20 protein-coding genes are annotated in these 20,422 nt (G+C 59.0%); 8 read left to right on the top strand and 12 right to left on the bottom strand.

Annotated elements, in window-relative coordinates:
• The first annotated feature begins 347 nt into the window (after positions 1-347).
• Positions 348-755 (top strand): carboxymuconolactone decarboxylase family protein, encoded by a 408-nt coding sequence (locus DTW90_RS23405; RefSeq protein WP_132526420.1) that lies wholly within the window; start codon positions 348-350, stop codon positions 753-755.
• Positions 756-799: 44 nt separating this feature from the next.
• On the opposite strand, the gene DTW90_RS23400 is transcribed toward DTW90_RS23405, so the two are convergent.
• The 7 genes from DTW90_RS23400 to DTW90_RS23370 form a co-directional block, all read right to left on the bottom strand.
• Positions 800-2,206, bottom strand: a complete 1,407-nt coding sequence (locus DTW90_RS23400) for an FGGY-family carbohydrate kinase (RefSeq protein ID WP_149341282.1) — start codon at positions 2,204-2,206, stop codon at positions 800-802.
• A complete protein-coding gene (gene rhaM, locus DTW90_RS23395) occupies positions 2,203-2,529 on the bottom strand; it encodes an L-rhamnose mutarotase (RefSeq protein ID WP_132526416.1) in 327 nt (108 codons plus the stop codon). The genes DTW90_RS23400 and rhaM overlap by 4 nt, the downstream gene beginning before the upstream one ends.
• Complete coding sequence (locus tag DTW90_RS23390) at positions 2,526-3,536, bottom strand: ABC transporter permease (protein ID WP_149341280.1); 1,011 nt, start codon at positions 3,534-3,536, stop codon at positions 2,526-2,528. Before DTW90_RS23390 ends, rhaM begins: the two co-directional genes overlap by 4 nt.
• Positions 3,533-4,537, bottom strand: coding sequence for an ABC transporter permease (locus tag DTW90_RS23385; protein WP_132526412.1), 1,005 nt, complete (start codon positions 4,535-4,537; stop codon positions 3,533-3,535). The genes DTW90_RS23390 and DTW90_RS23385 overlap by 4 nt, the downstream gene beginning before the upstream one ends.
• A gap of 9 nt (positions 4,538-4,546) precedes the next feature.
• Complete coding sequence (locus DTW90_RS23380) at positions 4,547-6,082, bottom strand: sugar ABC transporter ATP-binding protein (RefSeq protein WP_149341278.1); 1,536 nt, start codon at positions 6,080-6,082, stop codon at positions 4,547-4,549.
• A gap of 77 nt (positions 6,083-6,159) precedes the next feature.
• Positions 6,160-7,155, bottom strand: coding sequence for a rhamnose ABC transporter substrate-binding protein (rhaS, locus tag DTW90_RS23375; protein ID WP_132526408.1), 996 nt, complete (start codon positions 7,153-7,155; stop codon positions 6,160-6,162).
• 50 nt (positions 7,156-7,205) lie between these two features.
• Positions 7,206-8,018, bottom strand: coding sequence for a DeoR/GlpR family DNA-binding transcription regulator (locus DTW90_RS23370; RefSeq protein WP_132526406.1), 813 nt, complete (start codon positions 8,016-8,018; stop codon positions 7,206-7,208).
• Positions 8,019-8,217: 199 nt separating this feature from the next.
• Between DTW90_RS23370 and DTW90_RS23365 the strand changes: the two genes are divergently transcribed.
• Together DTW90_RS23365 and rhaI are read left to right on the top strand one after the other, a co-directional pair.
• Entirely contained in the window at positions 8,218-10,314 is a 2,097-nt protein-coding gene (locus DTW90_RS23365; RefSeq protein WP_132526404.1) for a bifunctional rhamnulose-1-phosphate aldolase/short-chain dehydrogenase, read from the top strand.
• Positions 10,315-10,426: 112 nt separating this feature from the next.
• Entirely contained in the window at positions 10,427-11,719 is a 1,293-nt protein-coding gene (rhaI, locus tag DTW90_RS23360) for an L-rhamnose catabolism isomerase (RefSeq protein ID WP_132526402.1), read from the top strand.
• 73 nt (positions 11,720-11,792) lie between these two features.
• Here rhaI and copC read toward each other — a convergent pair whose 3' ends face one another.
• On the bottom strand, positions 11,793-12,164 hold the full coding sequence (copC, locus tag DTW90_RS23355) for a copper homeostasis periplasmic binding protein CopC (RefSeq protein WP_132526400.1): 372 nt from the start codon (positions 12,162-12,164) through the stop codon (positions 11,793-11,795).
• Between the two features lie 306 nt (positions 12,165-12,470).
• The gene (locus DTW90_RS23350) at positions 12,471-12,830 is read right to left on the bottom strand and encodes a hypothetical protein (protein WP_245512967.1); all 360 of its coding nucleotides are present in this window, start codon (positions 12,828-12,830) and stop codon (positions 12,471-12,473) included.
• A gap of 230 nt (positions 12,831-13,060) precedes the next feature.
• Here DTW90_RS23350 and DTW90_RS23345 point away from each other — a divergent pair, with 230 nt between their 5' ends.
• Both DTW90_RS23345 and DTW90_RS23340 read left to right on the top strand, forming a co-directional pair.
• The gene (locus DTW90_RS23345) at positions 13,061-13,624 is read left to right on the top strand and encodes a sugar O-acetyltransferase (protein WP_149341276.1); all 564 of its coding nucleotides are present in this window, start codon (positions 13,061-13,063) and stop codon (positions 13,622-13,624) included.
• 375 nt (positions 13,625-13,999) lie between these two features.
• Positions 14,000-14,923 carry an SMP-30/gluconolactonase/LRE family protein gene (locus DTW90_RS23340; protein WP_132526394.1) on the top strand — a complete coding sequence of 308 codons (924 nt, stop codon included), beginning with the start codon at positions 14,000-14,002 and terminating at the stop codon, positions 14,921-14,923.
• A gap of 20 nt (positions 14,924-14,943) precedes the next feature.
• On the opposite strand, the gene DTW90_RS23335 is transcribed toward DTW90_RS23340, so the two are convergent.
• Positions 14,944-15,975, bottom strand: coding sequence for a GH25 family lysozyme (locus DTW90_RS23335; protein ID WP_149341274.1), 1,032 nt, complete (start codon positions 15,973-15,975; stop codon positions 14,944-14,946).
• A 362-nt stretch (positions 15,976-16,337) separates the two neighbouring features.
• On the opposite strand from DTW90_RS23335, the gene DTW90_RS23330 reads away from it, so the two are divergent.
• The 3 genes from DTW90_RS23330 (at position 16,338) to DTW90_RS23320 (ending at position 18,544) form a co-directional block, all read left to right on the top strand.
• Positions 16,338-17,045: an XdhC family protein gene (locus DTW90_RS23330; RefSeq protein ID WP_132526390.1), complete on the top strand. Its 708-nt coding sequence runs from the start codon at positions 16,338-16,340 to the stop codon at positions 17,043-17,045.
• Positions 17,042-17,698, top strand: coding sequence for a nucleotidyltransferase family protein (locus DTW90_RS23325; protein WP_132526388.1), 657 nt, complete (start codon positions 17,042-17,044; stop codon positions 17,696-17,698). Before DTW90_RS23330 ends, DTW90_RS23325 begins: the two co-directional genes overlap by 4 nt.
• 69 nt (positions 17,699-17,767) lie before the next feature.
• Entirely contained in the window at positions 17,768-18,544 is a 777-nt protein-coding gene (locus DTW90_RS23320) for an SDR family oxidoreductase (protein ID WP_132526386.1), read from the top strand.
• Positions 18,545-18,575: 31 nt separating this feature from the next.
• On the opposite strand, the gene DTW90_RS23315 is transcribed toward DTW90_RS23320, so the two are convergent.
• Both DTW90_RS23315 and hutC read right to left on the bottom strand, forming a co-directional pair.
• Positions 18,576-19,451, bottom strand: coding sequence for an amino acid ABC transporter substrate-binding protein (locus DTW90_RS23315; RefSeq protein WP_149341314.1), 876 nt, complete (start codon positions 19,449-19,451; stop codon positions 18,576-18,578).
• A gap of 197 nt (positions 19,452-19,648) precedes the next feature.
• The gene (gene hutC / locus DTW90_RS23310; RefSeq protein WP_132526382.1) at positions 19,649-20,404 is read right to left on the bottom strand and encodes a histidine utilization repressor; all 756 of its coding nucleotides are present in this window, start codon (positions 20,402-20,404) and stop codon (positions 19,649-19,651) included.
• Between the last annotated feature and the right edge of the window lie 18 nt (positions 20,405-20,422).

Genomic DNA, 20,422 nt, shown 5'->3' with positions numbered 1-20,422 from the left:
TTTAACTTGCGTCGGGTCACTAAGGAATTTGGGTAGGGCATTAAATTTTGTCCACGTCCGAGGCCTGAAATGGCTTTGATATCAATAATCGGGCATGTCTATGACGCTCCGATGCGACTTGAGCAACGCGAGCGACAATGAAACAAACAATTTCGTGTTTGAGGTGAAATTTTCGGAGGAGATTGTTCAGGGATACGGAGCGGCCGCTCGATTTGTATGACAACGAACTCGACTTTGACGGCATTCGGATACCTTGAAACAAACAGTCGAGTCGGACTGTTCGTTTCCATTCTCGCCCAGATCTGGATTTGCCTCATAGCCGGCTTTTCACAACGAAGGAGACACCCATGGCAACTGTAAAATTGCTGACCGATGCAGAGGCGAATGCCGTTCCAGCGGTGAAGGACGTGTTCGACGACATCCGGGCGACGCGTAAGTCGGATTTCATCAATAATTTCTGGCGCGGACTTGCCAACGATCCGGCTCTTCTGAGGCGGAGTTGGGACGGGCTCAAGGCTGTCATGGCGGTTGAAGGTACGCTCGATCCGTTAGTGCGCGAGATGATCTATATTGCGGTCTCCTCTGCCAACGGTTGCGCCTACTGCGTTCACTCCCATACGGCAGCTGCCAAGGCGAGGGGTATGACTGAGGCGCAACATGCAGAATTGCTTGCCGTCATAGGGCTGGCCGGCCAAACGAATCATCTGGCGACTGCCATGCAGATACCGGTCGATGCCGAATTCGATATCCGCTGATATCCGACACGCCGGGGGAGATAGGTCGCCGCGGGACCAGCAATTCAAGTGGCTGTCGAATCCTCGTCCATGGCCTGATACCAAGATCGCCGATAGTCGGCCAAGCTGGGAAGGTCGATCCCGGCCGCTGGGCCGATGGCGGTATTGTGGCTTGGCCGGACGCCGGTTAACAGCGCTGCCCCCTGGCTTGTGCCGGTAGAGCCGGGGAGCGCAATCACGTCTGCTGACGTCAGGGATGAAAGCGCTGCCTGATAGGCGCTGTTGAGCGCGAAAGGACCCTCGATGAAGATCGGGCCTCTAGCGCCGATCAAGGCGAGGCAGGCCTGCGTCATCAGCGCAAGATATAGGCTGACCGCAGCCTGGCGCTCTGCCGGCGTCGCCTCCGCGTCACTGAGCCAGCGCATGTGCTTGCCGGGGAAGGGGCCAGACCCGTCAGCGACGTTCGGCAGAAGCATCATGCCTTTTCGAATGACCCTATCAAGCGCTTCGCCGATTGATGCCTGATCGTCGACACTGCCGATTTCTGCCGACAACATCTCGAATTCCCGGCCGCCCATGAAGCGAGAGGAGGGAACGGCGCGGCCATAGGCGTCGACATTGGCGAGCGCGTCGCGTGTCGGGTCGAGATGGGCGAGATCGCCGCCAACGGCAAAGCAGATGACCCATGTGCCGGTCGAAACGACGGCAAATGGCGCCTCGTTGTCGATCAGGTGCGGCAGAAGCGAAGCGTTGGAATCGTGAATGCCGCAATAGACCGGAACGGGTTGCTTCAAGCCGATCCGGTCGGCGGTTTCGGGAAGAACCGGCCCGAGTGCATCGAAGGCAGAGCGTACCGGCGCCATCAGATCGCGTATCGCGAGCCTGTCGAGGAGGGAAGAATAGTTGCCGGCTCCGGGGTTCCAAAGATCCGTGTGGCAACCGAGCGACGTCAATTCGTTGGCGGCAACGCCCGTTAGCCGGTATGCCCAGTATTGCGGATAGGTCAGGATTGTTCGCACATTGGCGAACTGCTCCGGAAAGGCGGTCTTCTGATAGTGGATCTGCGCCCCGACGTTGAGTCCACCAGACAGCCGGGGTGAGAAAGTCTCCGAGAAGGGCGCGCGCAGCCGATCATAGGCCGCGGATATTTCGGCCGGGTAGGCATGCTCATAGTCGAGAACCGGCAGGGCGAGCTCCCCCGCCTCATCGAGCAACACTGCCGAAGCGCCGTGCGTGGTGATCGAGATCGCGTCAAAGCCCGGCGTCGTGGAGAATGACTTCAGGGATTCGATCATGAAGGCCCACAGCGCATCGATTTCGTAGTGGGGATGAAGGCCGCTCTTCAAAACGGTGTTCGTCGTGCGTCGTGCGGCAATCTCGGCGCCGGTTTCCGCATCCAGGATGACGACCTTGGCGTTGGTCTTGCCGATATCGAGAACGGCGATGCGGCGAAAGGAGGCTGCGTCGGTCATGGCATATGAAAGACGGAAACGAGATCGCTTTGGACGGGCGAGTTGTCTGGATTGGTCGCCATGATGTCCGCCATATGTGCCCACCACCGTTTCATGACCGGATGATCGGGCAGGCTTGCCATCGTGTGATCGACGGGTCGGGTCAACACGCCGAAAAGCGTGTTCGTCTCGCGGTCGAGATGGATCGAATAGTCGCGGACGCCTGCATCATGCAGTAGTGCAACCAGCTCGGGCCAGATCTCGTCATGGCGCTTGCGGTACTCGGCTTCCATGCCCGGATTGAGCCGCATCTTGAAAGCGTGCCGTTCCATTTGCGCAGTCATTTCGAACTCATAAGTTTGATGCGGCGCGCGATGATCGGGATGGCGATGGTGATGATCAGCAGCAGGCCGATGAAGATCGACATGACGATCCCTGGCACGTTCAGCAGGCCGAGCCCGAAGGTGACGAGGCCCATGACGAAGGCGGCAATGACGACACCGCCGATCGTACCCGAACCGCCGAGGATCGAGACGCCGCCAAGAACGACCATGGTCACGACCTCAAGCTCCCAGCCCTGCGCGATCGAGGGGCGGGTCGAGCCGAGGCGCGAGGTAAGGCAGACAGCAGCAACGCCGCTCATGACGCCCGTCAGAAGGAAGAGGATGAACTTCACCCGCTCGACCGGGATGCCGGAGAAGCGCGCGGCAAACTCGTTGTTGCCGATCGTATAGACCTGCCGGCCGAAATTTGTCGCGTGCAGCAGGATGGCAAAGAGGATCGCCAGCACGATGAATAGCACGAACTCGAAGGAGAACACCCAAACGACATAGCCCTGGCCGAAATAGGCAAAATCATCGGGATAGCCACCATAGGCCTGATCGCCGAGGACGATATAGCAGATGCCGCGGAACAGGCTCATAGTGCCGATGGTGACGACGATGGAGGGCAGTTTCAGCGCCGAGACGAGAAAGCCGTTGAAGAGACCGCAGAGCAGGCCGACAAAAATACCGATCGCGACCAGGCCGGCCGTGTCGACGCCATATTGTGCCGCAGCACCCATCGCAGTCGACGCGAGTGCAATAATCGCGGCCACGGAGAGGTCGATCTCGCCTGCGATGATCAGCAGCGTCATTGCAAAGGCAATCATTGCCTTTTCGGTGAAATTGAAGGTCGCGTCCGAGAGATTGTAGGCGTCGAGGAAATAGGGCGACGCGATTGAATTGAAGATGAAGATCAGGATGGCGACGCCGAGCAGCAGGATCTCCCAGCTCGACATGATCCGCTTCAGCGGTGTTCCGAGGCGGTCGGGGATTGTGCGTTTTTCCGTGGCTTGCGAAACGGTGCTCATGCTGCCACCTTCCTTTCGTCGATTTCCTTGGCGGCCTGGTCACGCAGGATGATGCGACCGCGGTTGCGTTCGCGCCTTGCATTGAAGACGACCGCAAGGATAATCACCGTCCCTGATATCGCCATCTGGGTGAAAGGTGAGATGCCGATGACCGGCAATGCATTTTTGATGACGCCGAGAAACAGCGCGCCGAGAACGGTGCCAGCGACCGAGCCGACGCCGCCGGCAATCGAGATGCCGCCGATGACGCAGGCTGCAACGCTGTCGAGTTCAAATCCGTTGGCGATGTCGACATAGGCCACCGCATAGCGGGCAACCCAGAGATAGCCGCTGAGCCCTGCCAGCGCGCCCGAGAGGACGAAAGCGAGGAAGCGCGTCCAGCCGACATCGATGCCGGCATAGACGGCGGCAACCGGATTGCCGCCAGCCGCATAGGTCGCACGCCCGAAGGATGTGTACTTCAGCACGACATAGACCAGCAACACGATGACAATGGCGATCCAGCCGAGAACTGGAAGGCCGAGGATCGGCTGGCGGGTCGCATTGAGGAAGATGGGGGTCATCTGGTGCGCATTCACCCAGGCGCCGCCCGAAAGCACGAAGGCCATGCCGCGATAGATGGTGAGCGTTCCCAGCGTCACGACGATCGGAGGAATTTCCAGCGCCCAGACGAGGTAGCCGTTGATCACTCCGAGAAGTGCGCCGATCGCGATAGCAGCCAGGATCAATGCGACAAGAGGGATGCCGGGATAGGCGGCATTCAGCATGGCGACCGCCATGCCGGTGAAGGCAAGATTGGCGGCAACCGAAAGATCGATCGACTTGGTGAGGATGACCGTCATCTGCGCGAGCGCCAGAATGATCAGGATCGCGGTATCGTTGAAGATGTTGCTGAGGTTTTCAGGCGTCGCGAAGCCGGTTGCGCGGGTCGAAAAGCCGGCGATCAGAACGACGATGATGGAAAAGAGCAGCGTTTCGCGTTTTTTCAGTATTTTTGGCATCGGCAGCTCCTATGCGTTGCCCGTTGCAGCGCGCACCAGCGTTTCCGGCGTCAGCCCAGCGCGCTCGAAGATGCCGGCAGAAAGGCCTTCCTTCATGACAAGCACACGGTCCGACATGCCCAGGATTTCCGGCAGTTCCGACGAGACCATGATAATGGAGAGCCCGTCTGCCGCCAGCTCGCTGATGAAGGCGTGGACAGCAGCCTTCGAGCCGATGTCGATGCCCTTCGTCGGCTCGTCGAGAATGATGACCTTTGGCTGGGTCGCCAGCCATTTGCCGATCACGACCTTCTGCTGGTTGCCGCCTGAGAGCGTCCCGACAGGAACGGACAGTGCCGCCGCGCGCAGATCCAGCCGCTCGGCATATTTCCGAGCGAGCGCGAATTCCTCTGCGGCTTTCAGGAAACCCTTGCGAGATGTGCGGCCAAGCGATGGCAGAGACATGTTTTGATAGATGGGCATCGGCAGCGCCAGCCCGTGCCGCTGGCGTTCCTCCGGTACGTAGACGATGCCTGACCGGATCGCGTCGAGCGGCGAGTGAATGGTGATCTCCTCGCCATTCAACGCGAGACGTCCGGAAAGCGGCTTGGTGACGCCGAAGAGCGATTGGCAGAGCTCGGAACGGCCGGCGCCGATCAAGCCATAGACGCCGAGAATTTCGCCGCGGCGAAGCCCGAAGGAAATGTCGCGAAATTCGGTACGGTGGCAGTAATTCTGGACATTGAGAACGGTATCGCCGATCTGGACGGCAATCTTCGGGAAGGCATCCTTAACGTCACGCCCGACCATCATGCGGACGATTTCGTCCTGTGGCGTCTCTTTCAGTCGCCCGTTGCCGACGGCGCGGCCATCACGGAAGACGACGAAATTGTCCGCGATCTCATAGAGTTCGTCGAACTTGTGACTGATGAAAAGGATGGCTTTTCCGCGCGCCTTCAGGCCTTCGACGATGCGAAAGAGATCGTCGATCTCCTTGCGTGAGAGAGCGGCCGTCGGCTCATCCATGATGACGATGCGGGCTTCGATCGACAGGGCGCGGGCAATGGCCACAAGATGTCGCTGCGCGATAGAAAGATCCTTCAGGCGGATCGTCGGGTCAATGTTGCTTTCCAGCGAATGCAGCAGCTCTTTCGAACGATTGTTCATCAGCTTCCAGTCGATCGTGCGGAAGCGCGTGCGCGGCGCGTGGCCCAGGAAGATATTCTCGGCAACCGTCAACTCGTCAAAAAGCACCGTCTCCTGATGGATGGCAGTTACGCCGGCGTCGATCGCGGCTTGGGCATTCGAAAAATGCACCGGTTTGCCATCGACGAGAATCTCGCCCTCGTTCGGGCGGTAGATGCCCGTCAGAATCTTGACGAGCGTGGATTTGCCGGCGCCGTTTTCGCCGATCAGTGCCGTCACCTTGCCCGGATAGAGGCTGATGCTGACGCCATCCAGAGCCTTGACGCCCGGAAAGATCTGCGAAATGCCGCGCATCTCCAGAATAGCTGTCGGTGCGGCTGATGCTTTATCCGCGATCGGACGTTGAAGGACGCTGGTCATGAAGCTTTTACCGGAAATCGATTGCCAGTCCCGGCGGTTTGGAGACCGCCGGGTGGTGCGTTCAAACGCTCCTAGGATCAGAAGACCTTGGAGAACTGGTCGATGTTCGAGGCATTGTAGACAAAGGGATCGGACATGGCGGCTTCGCCCTTGTCGTCAACCTTGATCTTGCCCATGCGGCCGGCATTGATTTCGCTGCCCGGCTTGCCGTCGGTCTCGCCCTTGACGAGGCGATAGGCGATCTGCGTTGCAGAATAGCCAAGATCGATCGGATTCCAGATGGCGAATTCCTTCGTCGCGCCGGACTTGATCGCACCGGCCATTTCAGACGGCAGGCCGAGACCGGTCACGTAGACCTGGCCGATCTTGCCTGCGTCCTTGACGGCCTGCGATGCAGCGAGAACGCCGACGGTGGTCGGAGCGACGATGACCTTGACTTCAGGGTGCGAGGTCAGGAGGCCCTGGGCTTCGCGATAGCTCTTGTCCGAGAGGTCGTCGCCATAGACCGTCGTGACGAGGTTGAGGCCCGGAAAATCCTTCAGCTGCTTCTTCATTTCGCCGATCCAGATGTTCTGGTTCGTCGAGGTGGTGGTTGCCGAAAGGATTGCGAAGTCACCCTTGCCGCCATCCAGATGGTCGGCTGCCAGCTTCAGGCACATCTTGCCAATCAACTCGTTAGAGGATGGGTTGAGCTGAAGGATGCGGCCATCCTTGTTGACGCCGGAATCGAAGGAGATGACCTTGATGCCGCGCTGCTTTGCCTTCTTCAGAGCCGGAATGACGGCGTCCGGATCGTTGGCGGAAATCTCGATCGCGTCGACGCCCTGGGCGATCAGCGAATTGATGACTTCGATCTGGCCTTCGGCCGTGGTCGTCGTCGGGCCGGTGTAGATTACTTCTACGCCGCCGAGTTCCTTGGCGGCTTCCTGCGCGCCCTTATTGGCAGCTTCAAAGAAGCCGTTGCCTAGGGACTTCACCACCAGACCGATCTTGATGTCCTTGGCGCTTGCCGAGCCAGCGACCATAATGGCGGCCAGCGCCACGCCGATCGCGAGTTTCTTTGCAATATTCATAATTCATCCTCCCACGTTGATAAGACTGCTCCCACCCCTTCCGTCCCCATTCAGGCGACCGAAGAGGAATCCTCCGTCCCCGATTGCGGCGTCACGCTCGAAACGACGAGCGAGACACCTGCATCTTCGATCATTCTGACGGCTTCTTGAGAAATTCCGTCATCGGTAATGATCGTCGAAACGCGATCGAGCGAACACAGTATGAGGCTCGATCGGCGATGGAACTTGCTGGAATCGACCATGACAACCAGCTCGTCCGCCTGGTGCATGAGCTTTTGCTCGCTCTGGATGACCAGTGCGTCCGATTCCATGATGCCGAGCGGGCCCACGCCCTGTGCGCCGATAAACATCCGCCGCGCATAGAAATTGCGGATGGTGTCGTTATCGAACGGCGACAGGATCAGGCTCTGCTCGCGATAGATCGCGCCACCCGGGATCGTTACCGAATTCTTCGAATGCTTCACCAGATGTTCGGCAATCGCAAATGAGTTGGTCATGACCTGCAGCCGGTGGGCCGCCATGAAATGCACCATCTGGAACGTCGTCGTGCCGCCGTTGATGATGATGGCATCGCCGGGCTCGCAGAGATCGACGGCCTGACGCGCGATTGCGCGCTTTTTATCGATGTTGACTGCTTCCGACACTCTGAAGGGTCGGGCTGCCAGATTTCCAAGCTGAGGAGGGTGCACGGCTTCCGCGCCGCCGCGAACGCGCCTGATCTTTCCCTGCACATGCAGAGCTGCAATATCGCGCCGGATCGTCGCCTCGGAAGCCTCGGTCAATTCGGATATATCCTGAATCGTGACCACGGACTTTTCCTGTACGGCGCTTAGTATGATGCGATGGCGTTCCCGTTCGTGCATCGGCTCCTCCCTGCGTCGCTTATTTCTCATATATGACAAAGTGTCAATCAAAAACGATCATAAATTTTCATATTGCGCTGCACAATTATCGATTTTGATCGTTTTCGATTGACAACGCAGCTTTCCATGAGCGATACCGTCAACGAAATAGACGCGGCGAGGCCTGCGTTTGCAAAAGATTTTGCTATGGGAGGATGACATGGCGGCTGAGGTTCGGCTTCTCGAAAACCGTTGGGATGATAAGCATGCGGCCGGCCTGGATGAGCCCGGCAAGCTGCTCTATCGCTCGAATCTGCTCGGCGCAGACAAGCGCATCACCAACTACGGCGGCGGTAACACCTCTGCGAAGGTAATGGAAACCGACCCGCTGACCGGCGGCAAAGTGAAGGTACTCTGGGTGAAGGGCTCGGGCGGCGACGTCGGAACGATCAAGCTCGACGGCTTTGCGACGCTTTATCAGGACAAGCTCGATTCGCTCAAAAGCATCTATCGCGGTGTCGAGGATGAAGATCGCATGGTCGGCTTCCTGCCGCACTGCACGTTCAACCTCAATGCCCGCGCCGCATCGATCGACACGCCGCTGCATGGTTTCGTACCATTCACACATGTCGACCACATGCATCCGGATGCGATCATCGCGATTGCGGCGTCCAAGAATTCCAAGGAATTGACGAAGCAGATTTTTGGCGATGAAATCGGCTGGCTGCCCTGGCGCCGCCCCGGCTTCCAGCTCGGCCTCGATCTCGAAGCTTTCGTCAAGGATCATCCTGATGCAAAGGGCGTCGTGCTGGAAAGCCACGGCCTGTTCACCTGGGCCAACGACGCGAAGGCCTGCTACGAACTGACGCTTCAGATCATCAACAAGGCGATCAAGTGGTTTGCCGAGCAAACTTCGGGCAAGACCATCTTCGGTGGCGCCGTGACCGAAAGCCTTCCGCTGGCCGAGCGGCGCGCGATTGCCGCCCGCCTGATGCCCGAGGTTCGTGGCCGCATAGGCAAGGCGGAACGCAAGCTTGGCCATTTCGATGATCAAGACGCGGTGCTCGAATTCGTCAATTCGAAGAGCCTGCGTCCGCTCGGTGCGCTCGGCACCAGCTGCCCCGACCATTTCCTGCGCACCAAGATCCGCCCGCTGATCGTGGATTTCGATCCCGCCAAACCGGATGTCGATGCGGTGGTTGCAAGCCTCGACAAGGCGCTTGAAGACTATCGTGCCGATTACGCGCGCTATTACAACGACTGCAAGCATGACAATTCGCCGGCGATGCGTGACGCGAATCCCGTCATCTTCCTCGTTCCTGGTGTCGGCATGCTCTCCTTCGCACGCGACAAGGCAACGGCTCGTATCGCCAGCGAATTCTACGTCAACGCCATCAACGTCATGCGCGGCGCTTCGACCGTCTCCGAATATCAGGGCCTGCCGGAGCAGGAAGCCTTCGACATCGAATACTGGCTGCTCGAAGAGGCCAAGCTGCAGCGCATGCCGAAGCCGAAGAGCATGGCGGGCAAGGTTGCCTTCGTCACCGGCGGCGCCGGCGGCATTGGCCGCGCGACTGCGGCCCGGCTGGTTGGCGAGGGCGCTTGCGTCGTGCTTGCTGATATCGACGCTGCAGCGCTGGAAACCACGCACGCCGATTTCGTCAAGAGCTACGGCGCCGATGCAGTGCGCAGCGTCAAGCTCGATGTGACCAAGGAAGATGCGGTCATCTCATCTTTCGCCGAGTCCTGCGTCGAATTCGGCGGCATCGACATTCTGGTCTCGAATGCAGGAATCGCATCCTCGGCACCGATCGAAACGACCGAACTGTCGATGTGGAACCGCAACATCGACATTCTGGCGACCGGCTATTTCCTCGTCTCCCGCGAAGCTTTCCGTCTCTTCCGCAGGCAGGCGCTCGGCGGCAACGTCGTCTTCGTCGCCTCCAAGAACGGCCTTGCCTCCTCGCCGAACGCGGCTGCCTATTGCACGGCCAAGGCGGCTGAGATCCATCTCGCCCGCTGCCTCGCGCTCGAGGGTGCTGATGCCGGTATCCGCGTCAACACCGTCAATCCGGATGCCGTTCTGCGCGGCTCGAAGATCTGGAACGGCGAATGGCGAGAACAACGGGCGGCCTCATCCAAGATCGAGGTGGACGAGCTGGAAGAACATTACCGCAAGCGTTCGATGCTGAAGCTCAACGTCTTCCCTGAGGATATTGCAGAAGCGATCTACTTCCTGGCTTCGGACCTGTCGGCCAAGTCGACTGGCAATATCATCAACGTCGACGCCGGCAACGCGCAGAGCTTTACGCGGTAGTTTCGCGCAAGGGGTTGCCCCTCACCCTAACCCTCTCCCCGCTTGCGCGGAGAAGGTGCCGGCAGGCGGATGAGGGGCATCGCCGCAGCAGGAAAAGAATGGGAGGAAACCGATGGCCGAATTACGAATTGCTGCCGACCTTGTCGTAGCCGAAAATGACAAGCGCGCCGCTGCGCTGAAATCAGACTATGAAGCGTTGGGTGCCAATTTTGCGCGCCGCGGCATCGATATCGAGGCAGTCACCAGGAAAGTCGAAGATTTCTTCGTGGCGGTGCCTTCCTGGGGCGTCGGCACGGGCGGTACGCGATTTGCCCGTTTTCCCGGCACGGGCGAGCCGCGCGGCATCTTTGATAAACTTGACGACTGCGCCGTCATCAACCAGCTGACACGGGCGACGCCGAACGTCTCTCTGCATATCCCCTGGGACAAGGCGGATGCCAAGGAGTTGAGGGCAAAGGGCAATGCGCTCGGCCTTGGCTTCGACGCGATGAATTCGAACACTTTTTCGGATGCGCCGGGGCAGACACACTCTTATAAGTATGGTTCGCTCAGCCACACGGATGCCGCCACCCGCGCTCAAGCTGTCGAGCACAATCTCGAATGCATCGAGATTGGCAAGGCGATCGGCTCGAAGGCGCTGACGGTCTGGGTTGGCGACGGCTCGAACTTCCCCGGCCAGAGCCATTTCACAAAGGCTTTCGAGCGTTACCTCGCATCCATGGCCGATATTTACGAGGCGCTGCCGGATGATTGGAAGATCTTCACCGAACACAAGATGTACGAGCCGGCCTTCTACTCGACCGTGGTGCAGGATTGGGGCACCAACTATCTGATCGCCCAGACGCTTGGCCCGAAGGCATTCTGCCTCGTCGATCTAGGACATCATGCGCCGAACACCAATATCGAGATGATCGTCGCCCGCCTGATCCAGTTCGGCAAACTCGGCGGCTTCCACTTCAACGATTCCAAATACGGCGATGATGACCTCGATGCGGGTGTGATCGAGCCCTATCGCCTGTTCCTCGTCTTCAACGAGCTGCTGGATGCCGAACAGCGCGGCGTCAACGACTTCAATCCGGCGCACATGATCGACCAGTCGCACAATGTCACCGATCCGATCGAAAGCCTGATCAACAGCGCCAACGAAATCCGCCGCGCCTATGCGCAGGCGCTGATCGTCGACCGCAAGGCCTTGTCCGGCTATCAGGATGAGAACGACGCCATGATGGCGTCGGAAACGCTGAAGCGTGCCTACCGCACCGACGTCGAGCCCATCCTTGCGGAAGCGCGTCGCCGTGCAAACGGGGCGATCGATCCGATCGCAGCATATCGCGCCAGCGGCTATCGCAAGAAGGTTGCTGCGGAGCGTCCAGCATCCGCTGCTGGTGGCGGTGGTATCGTCTGAGAGAGACGTTCAATGGAACCGGCCGCTGCCTCCCGCGCTATCAACAGGAAAGGGCGCAGCGGCCGATGGATTCTTAGGGCTTCACGGTGAAGCTGTAGTTTCCATTGGTCTTGTGGCCATCAGTCGAAAGCGCATGCCATTTGACGGTGTAGACGCCGGCGGGAAGTGTACCCGAGACAGGCACGACCAGCATTGTATCGTCAGCGGCGCTAAGCTTGGCGTCACCCGTCTGTACTTCTTTCCCGTCTGGGCCGGTTACGGCTATCCCGGTGAATTTGATGTTCAATCCTTCCGAGAATTTGAGATCCAGCTCAGCCGGCGATGCCTTTACGGTGCCGTCCATTGCCGGCGTCGCGGATTGAAGATGGGCATGCGCCAGTGCCTGACCGGCAGCGGCGACGCTCAAGACGGATGCGACGCTGAATATACGGATGAATTTCGACATGGGTATTCCCTTGTGTTCGTGGACACGGAGGTCCGTTTGTATGGCGGTCGGCAGCCGGCTCATGAATATTCAGGCACCGCCGGCCGAAATGGGCTGAGATCAAGGGCGATCGGACCGAACAACGGTCGAGTGCCTTGTGTGCTGTCGTTTAGGAGAGATGTGGCTTTGCCCTTCCTGCGGAGAGGACAGCCGATCGTTCCTCGCGTCTTTAGCTTTGCCGGATGTGTTCAGGCGGTCGATGCGCTGCACCGTGCGGGCCGACAGCATCGCCTGGACATCCAGGGAATTCCAAAGAGGCTTACGGAACTAGCTCAGGTAAAATGGCGGCGCTCGGGGCGCCGTGCTGGGAGAAAGGATCCGCCGTTGCGCGACCCGAATGAAGGGTCGCATGGGTGCAATGGCCGCCGGTCGCATCCTCTCGCCGAGATTGTCGACCGGTGACGGCAGAAGCACGGAGGCGCTGATGCGGCAGGCTTCGCAGCCCTGCGCGTGAATGTGCTTGCCGCTATCCTTTTGGCTGTCATCACTTTCGCTGACGCAAAGAACGGGGAGCGTGCCATCGGGCAGGGCATAGGCCGCAACGTTGAAGGGGGTGTTCTCGGCCATCCCCGCTGGCTGATGGCCGAATCCGACGAACAGAAGTGCGAGCGCGCAGAGTATGCGCACCACCCAATGTCCCGTTTTGATCGGCCTATGCAAGCAGCTCTGTCCCCCGAAATCGTTCTGCTCTGGTAATCGTCGAAGCGCAAACACGCAATGCGGCAATATGGCCGGACTTTACATCCAATGAAGCCATGTCAGTCGAGGTGTGTCCCGATAAAAAACACTTATAGCGTGACTGCCGGCCCGACTCATTGCATAAGCGGGAACAGCCTTCACCGATTAGAGCCGAGCCCATGACGCCCAAATCCGAACGCGAGAAGATGGCAGCCGGAGAATGGTATTCCTGCCAGGATCCTGAACTTCGACCGCTGCAGCGTCGCGCCCGTGAGGCGGTGCACCAGCACAATAGTATGCCGCCGGCAGAGCGCGGCAGCATGGCGCCGGCGCTGAAGGCACTCTTTTCCGAAGTCGCCGAGGGGAGTTTTATCGAGGCGCCGTTCCATTGCGCCTATGGTATGAACATCATCCTCGGGGAGAATGTATACCTCAACGCCGGCTGCGCCATCCTCGATACGGCGCCCGTGCGGATCGGCGCTTCGACGATGCTTGGGCCCGGCGTGCAAATCTATTGCGCACAGCACCACAAGGATCCGGCGCTCAGAAAAGCCGGGCTTGAGATCGGCCTGCCGGTCACGATCGGCGAAAACGTCTGGATTGGCGGCGGCGCAATTATCCTGCCCGGTGTGACGATCGGGGACGATGCAATCGTAGGCGCAGGCGCGGTTGTCACTAAGGATGTGCCGAAAGGGGCTACGGTCATCGGCAATCCCGCGCGGCCGATATCCGTCAAATCATAATTCCGGACAGCAAAAAGGGCCGCTGCTGGCGGCCCTCCATGAGCTTTGGTCTTGTGAAAGACCCGGACTGCACATAGCAACCCGTAGGAAGGTTGGCTTAGAGCGAGGGCTGCCTCGCAATCATTACCTTAACTCCCATGTCCTTCACGAGCACCGAAATCTCATTAGACATTGGATCACCTTCCTTTCGTTACGTTTCAGATGATTCAAACATAGGCCGATTCTCCTGACATGCAAGCGTTTGGCGGGATTATCCGTCGATGCCGGGGTGGCGTGTCGCTATATCTCATTGTTTTCATCTTGATTCCTGACGGCGTTGATCGTTAGCTGCGCTTATCGATTTGGCGTGGGAAGCGCCGCTCTGGGAGGAGCAAGATGAGCCTTTACGACAGTCTCGACCAACGCTTTTCGGCGCTGATTCACGGATCCGCCAGGCTGGAGCAATTGTGGACCGGCGGACGCTGGACCGAAGGCCCGGTCTATGTTCCCTCTGCCCGCCACGTCATATGGTCCGACATTCCGAACAATCGCATTCTGCGCTATGACGAAGTGACCGGGTCGGCGGGCGTCTTCGAAAGCCCCTGCGGTCATCACAACGGCCACACAATCGATGCCGAAGGCCGCATCATCGCTTGCGAACATGGCAACCGCCGAGTGAGCCGACTGGAGCACGATGGGCAGTGGAAAACACTGGCTGACCGCTTCGAGGGCAAGCGCCTGAATTCTCCGAACGATGTAGTGGTCAAGTCCGACGGCTCGATCTGGTTTTCCGATCCGACCTACGGGATAGACAGCGATTACGAAGGATTTGCCGCCAGCTCGGAAATCGGCGCTTCGAATGTCTACAGGCTCGATCCTGCCGACGGATCGCTGTCCATCGTGGCGACCGATCTGGTCAAGCCGAATGGCCTGGCATTCTCTCCCGATGAAAGCATCCTTTATGTCTCCGACACCGGCGCGACGCATGTGCCGGGTCATCCGGCCGCCATGCGCGCCTACCCGGTGTCTGGAAATGGATCCAGCCTTGGCGAAGGGCGGAATTTCGCCATCTGCGATGTCGGCCTGTTCGATGGCTTCAGGGTCGATCGGTACGGCAACATCTTCACCTCAAGCGGCGATTCCGTGCGTGTCTATGCCCCGGACGGCACATTGATCGGGCGGATCCTGACGCCCGAAGGTGTCTCGAACGTCTGCTTCGGTGGCCCAAGGCGAAACCGGCTCTTCATCACCGCAACAACCTCGCTTTACGCCATCTATGTCAGTACAGGTCCTGCCGGCTTCGTGCCGCCGACTGTTTGAGGTTAAGCGCGCGAAAAGCCTCAATTCGCGCGTGACGCCACCCAGTTGTGCCAGTCGCCCGGGCTGCCATTGAAGACATTGAGGTCGATATGGCCATCGACGCCGTGCGAAACACCGGAGCCGGAATACTGCCAGAACAGCCACTTTCGTCCCGGATAGACCTTGGACGGATGGGCGGCGACCGAGCGGAGCCAGAAGGGATAGTTGAGCAGTTCGCCACGCAGGTTGTCGCGATAGAAGTCCGGGGCCGTGTAGACAATGGGTCGTTGGCCGTAATGCTTCTCCAGCTTGTCCAGGAAGACCTGCATCTTTTCCAGGACTCGCGCACGCGAGATGCGCTGGCTGCAACTCGACTCGCTGTTCCATTCAACGTCGATGACAGGAGGAAGGGCACCCGCCTCCTTCGGCACGTTGCGGATGAACCAGTCGGCCTGTTCGCCGGCCGTTCGGCACCAGTAGAAGAAATGATAGGCGCCACGCTTCAGGCCGGCCTCCTTGGCCTTTCGCCAATTTTCCTTGAACATCGGGTCGAGATGATCGCCGCCATCGGTGGCCTTGATATAGACGAAATTCGCGCCCTGGCTTTGTAGCTTTGCCCAGTCGATATCGCCCTGCCAGCGCGAAACGTCGACGCCGTGAACGGCAAGCTTCTTTGGCGAGTAGGAACCGAAGTTGATCGGTTTGGCGTCTCGGAACTGGCGGCTGTAAATCCGCGCTCGGATTCCTGGCGGTGCCTCGATGGCGGGACTGGTCTGCATGATCAGTGCGACCGGCCTCTCCGACGGAACGGGTAAGCCAGGTGTCTCAATGGCGTCAGGGAATGGCTGCGCTTCCGGAGCTGGCCCTGTCCAGGCCAACTCTTTGGGCGGCCGTGCCGCAGTGGAGGCTCCCTTGCCGACGTCGACCGTAGGCACCGGCACTGGGAGGCGGACGGAGCCGGTCGTTTCCGGTGACGGGTGCTCGCTCACGGCGACTTCCGGGCCTGATTTGGCGGTGCATCCTGCCATGACCAGGGACACAAGGAGCATTGCCGGCAAGATGATTGGACGCATGAAAACCCGTACGCAAAACAACGGCCGACGGACGAATCCCTGCCGCGGAAAAACACAGAGAGCAAACGCTAACGGAGAATTACCAAAAAAGGCTGAATCCAATCTTTACGATGCAGTGGACGCGGCGTTGGGGCCAAAAAATGGATAATGGACACTGTCGATCTTCGGAAAGCGTCAGCCCGTTCATCCTCAACGCAAATTGATGAGGCTTATGCACGCTTGCGCTTGCCGAACCAGCCGGTTCCGATAACTATGATATTTCAAGCCAATCGCGCTTCGCTTGGTCCTGCCTGTCGGGATCAATTTCCCTCCTGCAAGCTCGGTGTCATGCCGCGACAAACATACCCTGAAAGGCTCGGCTGATGAATGCTTCAGACTTGATGGCGCTGAACAGTGCGAGGCGCGCTCGCAAAGCCGTGGTACAGGTGACTGACCTTGCGAGTGGAAAGAGCGATCTCCTCCTGGAAGGCGAGTTGGTGGATGGTAGTCTCGGCGAGGCCGTCGCCGACAGATTTCGATCCGGAAAATCGGGCGTGGTGGAGGCCGACAGTCGATCGTTTTTCGTGAACGCCTATCTGCCTCCCGTCCGAATTGTGGTCATCGGAGCGGTACATATCAGCCAGGTGCTGGCGAATATGTCGGCGCTTGCCGGATTCGATATTCGTATCATCGATCCACGCACCGCTTTTGCCACACCGGAGCGCTTCGCCGGCGTCGATCTCGTTGCGGATTGGCCGGTTGACGTTCTCAGCGATCAACCGCTCGACCGGTACACGGCGCTCGTTGCTGTTACGCATGATCCGAAGATAGATGACTACCCGATCGGCCAGGCATTGCGGGCCGGCTGCTTCTACGTCGGAGCGCTTGGTAGCCGCAAGACCCATGCTGCTCGTCTCGAACGTCTGAAGAAAGCGGGGCTCGATGACCTCGAACTGGCAAGAATCCGTGCTCCCATAGGATTGGCGATCAAGGCGGCAAATCCGGCAGAGATTGCGGTCGCAATCCTTGCCGAGATCATCCAGTCGCTGCGCACACGAGAGCACATCTTGCCGGGCAGGAGCGAGCCATGATGGCCTCTGGTGTTCCGCAATCAAGCGATGAGGTCGGCAAGCCGCCGATATCTGTGGCCGTCGTGCTGCTTGCTGCGGGAAGGGCGAGCCGTATGGGTGAGGGCGGACCGCACAAGCTGCTTGCGGAGTTCGATGGCGTGCCTCTCGTCCGGCGTTCCGCAGAGGCTGCGGTCGGGAGCGGAGCAGATTCTGTGATCGCGGTGACGGGCTATAGGGCAGACGAGATCGTCGGGGCTCTTTCCGGACTGAGGGCTGTTTTTGCTCATAACGCCGATTTCGCCTCGGGCATGGCGAGTTCACTGATTGCAGGTTTTTCATGTGTCGAGGCCCGTCAGGCGGACGGAATCCTCGTCATGCTGGCCGATATGCCCGGCATTACGACGGAGGATTTGCGGTTGCTGTTGGCTGCGTTCCGCGGTGCGGGCGGCAATGCAATTGTCCGTGCCGTCTCGCGGGGTAAGCGCGGCAATCCGGTCATTCTGCCCCGCGCGGTTTACGGCGAGGTTATGCGGCTTAGAGGGGATGTCGGCGCGCGGCATATCATAGAGGGCTCGGGAATCCCGATTATCGATGTCGATATAGGCGAGGCAGCCCACCTCGATGTCGATACGCCAGAGGCGGTCGTTGCTGCTGGTGGCGTTCTGAAAGCCTGATCACGAGCTTGGAAGCGATGCATGGCCAGCGCGACATGCGATCTGGCTGAAGAAGGGAAAGGAAATGCGATGCAATTGGATTTGAACGGCAAGATCGCCCTCGTCACAGGTGGTTCAAAGGGTATCGGACTTGCCTGCGCCCGCTCTCTCGCGTCTGAGGGCGCACGCATCGTTATCTCATCGCGCTCGCAAGCAAATATCGATACTGCTCTTCAACAAATTCCCGGCGCAATCGGCTTTGCTGCCGATCTGACATCGGACGAGCAGGCCCGTGCGCTCGTTGAGAAGATCGAAGCGGAGATCGGTAGCCTGGACATCGTGATCAATAGCGCCGGCGCTGCCCGACGTACTCCGCCGGCGGAGCTGACACCAGCTGCCTGGCGGGCGGCGATGGATGCCAAGTACTTCTCCTATATCAACGTGATCGATCCGGTGGTGAAGCGAATGGCCGACCGACGCGACGGCGTGATCGTGAATATTATCGGGTCAGGCGGAAAGGTCGCGTCCCCGACGCATCTTGCCGGCGGCGCTGCCAATGCCGCGCTCATGCTGGCGACGGTTGGCCTAGCCAATGCCTATGCCGATAGCGGCATCAGGATCATCGGGCTGAACCCCGGCACGACCGAGACCGACAGGGTGGCCGAGGGTATAAGGGCTGAAGCAAAGCTTGCCGGGACCACGGAAGAGGAGGCGCTTTCACGGGCGGTCAGTCGCATCCCCCTTGGTCGGATGGCAACGCCTGAAGAAATCGCCAACGTCGTGACGTTCCTGAGTTCGGCCAAGGCAAGTTATGTGACCGGCGTGGTGGTTAGTATGGATGGAGCGCAGGTCCCGATCGTCGTTTGATCCTGACGACCTTCCGCCGGGTGCTTTCAGTCTATTGCGGGATCGACTGCATCATGATTTCGGCTCGGAGCGTCCCGGCCTCCCCTCCGAAATATGTCTTCAGCAGCTTTGGAAAATCGTCGGAAAGATAAAAATCTGTCAAGGCACGATCTACGAGGAGGCGGAAGGCGGAATCGTCTCGCCGTAATGCGATTGCGTAAGGCTCATGCGTGAACAGACGATTACCGATCTCAAGTGCCGTAGGATTGCGAGCGCGACTTGCCAGGCCAATAAGAAGAGCCCGGTCAGCGAAGTATGCGTCGATCCTGTGATCCTCCAGCGCTTTGAGCCCGTCTTCATGGGTCGCGAAGTCAGCAACCCGCGCTTCCGGTATCCCGGTGCCGAGCGCGCCGCGCAGCGTAGTGCCTGTCGTCGTGTCTGCGCGCACTCCAATGCTGCTGTTTGACGTCGGTCGTGCGTCCACCGCGCGTACCGAGGGGCTGTCCAGAAAGAGTATCTGGAGATAGTCCGGCGAGTCCTTCCGCAGGAGGGCGCTTGCGCCCGTCACGAAGATCGGCTGGGAAAAATCGACGGTTTCGCGCCTGGTAAGATTGACGGTCAAGGCGCCACATAAGAGATCGATGCGTCCGCTCTTCACCGCTTCAAAGCCGTCGGCCAGTGTGGTTTCGACGTATTCCCGCTTGATATTGGGAAGGCTGCGTTTGGTTTCGTCACTAATCTTCCGGCAGAGATCGATGGTGTAGCCGCTGGGCGTGCCATCCTTCTTCTTGGAGGAGAACGGCGCCTCGTCTGCTATGTAGCCGATCCGAATAGCCCCTCTTTGCGCGATGAGATCGAGGGTCTGGGCCGCCATGGCCGCATAAGACGAAAAGCAGAGAGCAACGCCGGCTAAAATCAACCGTTTCATGCGTCTGGCCAGGTTGTGCTGCACTGTTCCTGCATCGGCATGATCTTTATCTCCGAGGATCAAGTCGGTGGCGTAGGGTGCGGCAGAGCTTATGAACTGCTTGCCATTTGTCAACGGTCGCCCTTCTTCTCATCTCGGACGCGAAGGGCCTTGGCACGAGAAAAATAATACCCTCCATATACAACTCAAAGAACCGGCTATTCCTCGAACATTTTACCGCTATGCGTCTCGAGCCTGTAACGATGGCCGGGATAGATCAGCCTGGCAATTGAGACGATTTCCTTTCCCGACCATGTCCGCCGCCGGATGGTGAGACACGGCTCGCTTTTGAGGATCGTCAGAAGCTTGCATTCCCAGCCTTGCGGCATCGCCGCCTCGACGACATGTTCAGAGCCGCTTAGCGGTGCCGCTGCCGTCAGGTACGCGTTGGGCGTCAGGGAGGAGAAGTCCTGTTCAAGGTAATCCGGCGCGGCGGACGGATTGACGAAGCGATCTTCGATTTGCACCGGTACGCCATTCTCGCTGTGAACGATAAGCGAGTGAAAAACCGGATCTCCTATGTTCAATGCTAGCCCGTCTGCCACCTCAGGGGATGCGGTTTCCCGCGCAAGAACAATAACAGTCGCCTCGTGGACATGGCCACGCTCGGCTATCTCCTCCGCGATATTGCGTACTTCGAATAGGGCTGAAGAGCCTTTTCGCTCCGCGACGAACGAGCCTACGCCCTGGATGCGGATAAGTTCGCCTTCGCTGGCAAGTTCTCGAAGGGCGCGATTGGCGGTCATCTTGCTGACGCCGAGTTCGACAACGAGTTCGTTTTCGGATGGAACCCGATGCTTCGGAGGCCACTCGCCACTGTGGATCCGATCGAGGATCATTTGCTTGACGCCCGCATAGAGCGGACCATTATCGTTTTCCGTCAGCTCGCGTCTTCGATCGGTGGGGCGTCTCATTGCCTAATCCTTGTGCAT

Origin of the sequence: Neorhizobium sp. P12A (genome assembly GCF_008365395.1) — a bacterium.
Taxonomy (GTDB): domain Bacteria; phylum Pseudomonadota; class Alphaproteobacteria; order Rhizobiales; family Rhizobiaceae; genus Rhizobium.
Note: the sequence above shows the minus strand (reverse complement) of the source record. Positions and strands in the feature narration are given on the sequence as shown.

What these genes read in the sequence shown, in the direction of transcription:
- DTW90_RS23380 (WP_149341278.1), bottom strand. Translation starts at nt 6,082, where the DNA reads ATGACCAGCGTCCTTCAACGTCCGATCGCGGATAAAGCATCAGCCGCA.
- copC (WP_132526400.1), bottom strand. Translation starts at nt 12,164, where the DNA reads ATGTCGAAATTCATCCGTATATTCAGCGTCGCATCCGTCTTGAGCGTC.
- rhaS (WP_132526408.1), bottom strand. Translation starts at nt 7,155, where the DNA reads ATGAATATTGCAAAGAAACTCGCGATCGGCGTGGCGCTGGCCGCCATT.
- DTW90_RS23335 (WP_149341274.1), bottom strand. Translation starts at nt 15,975, where the DNA reads ATGCGTCCAATCATCTTGCCGGCAATGCTCCTTGTGTCCCTGGTCATG.
- DTW90_RS23405 (WP_132526420.1), top strand. Translation starts at nt 348, where the DNA reads ATGGCAACTGTAAAATTGCTGACCGATGCAGAGGCGAATGCCGTTCCA.
- DTW90_RS23345 (WP_149341276.1), top strand. Translation starts at nt 13,061, where the DNA reads ATGACGCCCAAATCCGAACGCGAGAAGATGGCAGCCGGAGAATGGTAT.
- DTW90_RS23320 (WP_132526386.1), top strand. Translation starts at nt 17,768, where the DNA reads ATGCAATTGGATTTGAACGGCAAGATCGCCCTCGTCACAGGTGGTTCA.
- DTW90_RS23365 (WP_132526404.1), top strand. Translation starts at nt 8,218, where the DNA reads ATGGCGGCTGAGGTTCGGCTTCTCGAAAACCGTTGGGATGATAAGCAT.
- DTW90_RS23385 (WP_132526412.1), bottom strand. Translation starts at nt 4,537, where the DNA reads ATGCCAAAAATACTGAAAAAACGCGAAACGCTGCTCTTTTCCATCATC.
- DTW90_RS23370 (WP_132526406.1), bottom strand. Translation starts at nt 8,018, where the DNA reads ATGCACGAACGGGAACGCCATCGCATCATACTAAGCGCCGTACAGGAA.
- rhaM (WP_132526416.1), bottom strand. Translation starts at nt 2,529, where the DNA reads ATGACTGCGCAAATGGAACGGCACGCTTTCAAGATGCGGCTCAATCCG.
- DTW90_RS23400 (WP_149341282.1), bottom strand. Translation starts at nt 2,206, where the DNA reads ATGACCGACGCAGCCTCCTTTCGCCGCATCGCCGTTCTCGATATCGGC.
- DTW90_RS23340 (WP_132526394.1), top strand. Translation starts at nt 14,000, where the DNA reads ATGAGCCTTTACGACAGTCTCGACCAACGCTTTTCGGCGCTGATTCAC.
- DTW90_RS23325 (WP_132526388.1), top strand. Translation starts at nt 17,042, where the DNA reads ATGATGGCCTCTGGTGTTCCGCAATCAAGCGATGAGGTCGGCAAGCCG.
- DTW90_RS23315 (WP_149341314.1), bottom strand. Translation starts at nt 19,451, where the DNA reads ATGAAACGGTTGATTTTAGCCGGCGTTGCTCTCTGCTTTTCGTCTTAT.
- DTW90_RS23330 (WP_132526390.1), top strand. Translation starts at nt 16,338, where the DNA reads ATGAATGCTTCAGACTTGATGGCGCTGAACAGTGCGAGGCGCGCTCGC.
- hutC (WP_132526382.1), bottom strand. Translation starts at nt 20,404, where the DNA reads ATGAGACGCCCCACCGATCGAAGACGCGAGCTGACGGAAAACGATAAT.
- rhaI (WP_132526402.1), top strand. Translation starts at nt 10,427, where the DNA reads ATGGCCGAATTACGAATTGCTGCCGACCTTGTCGTAGCCGAAAATGAC.
- DTW90_RS23390 (WP_149341280.1), bottom strand. Translation starts at nt 3,536, where the DNA reads ATGAGCACCGTTTCGCAAGCCACGGAAAAACGCACAATCCCCGACCGC.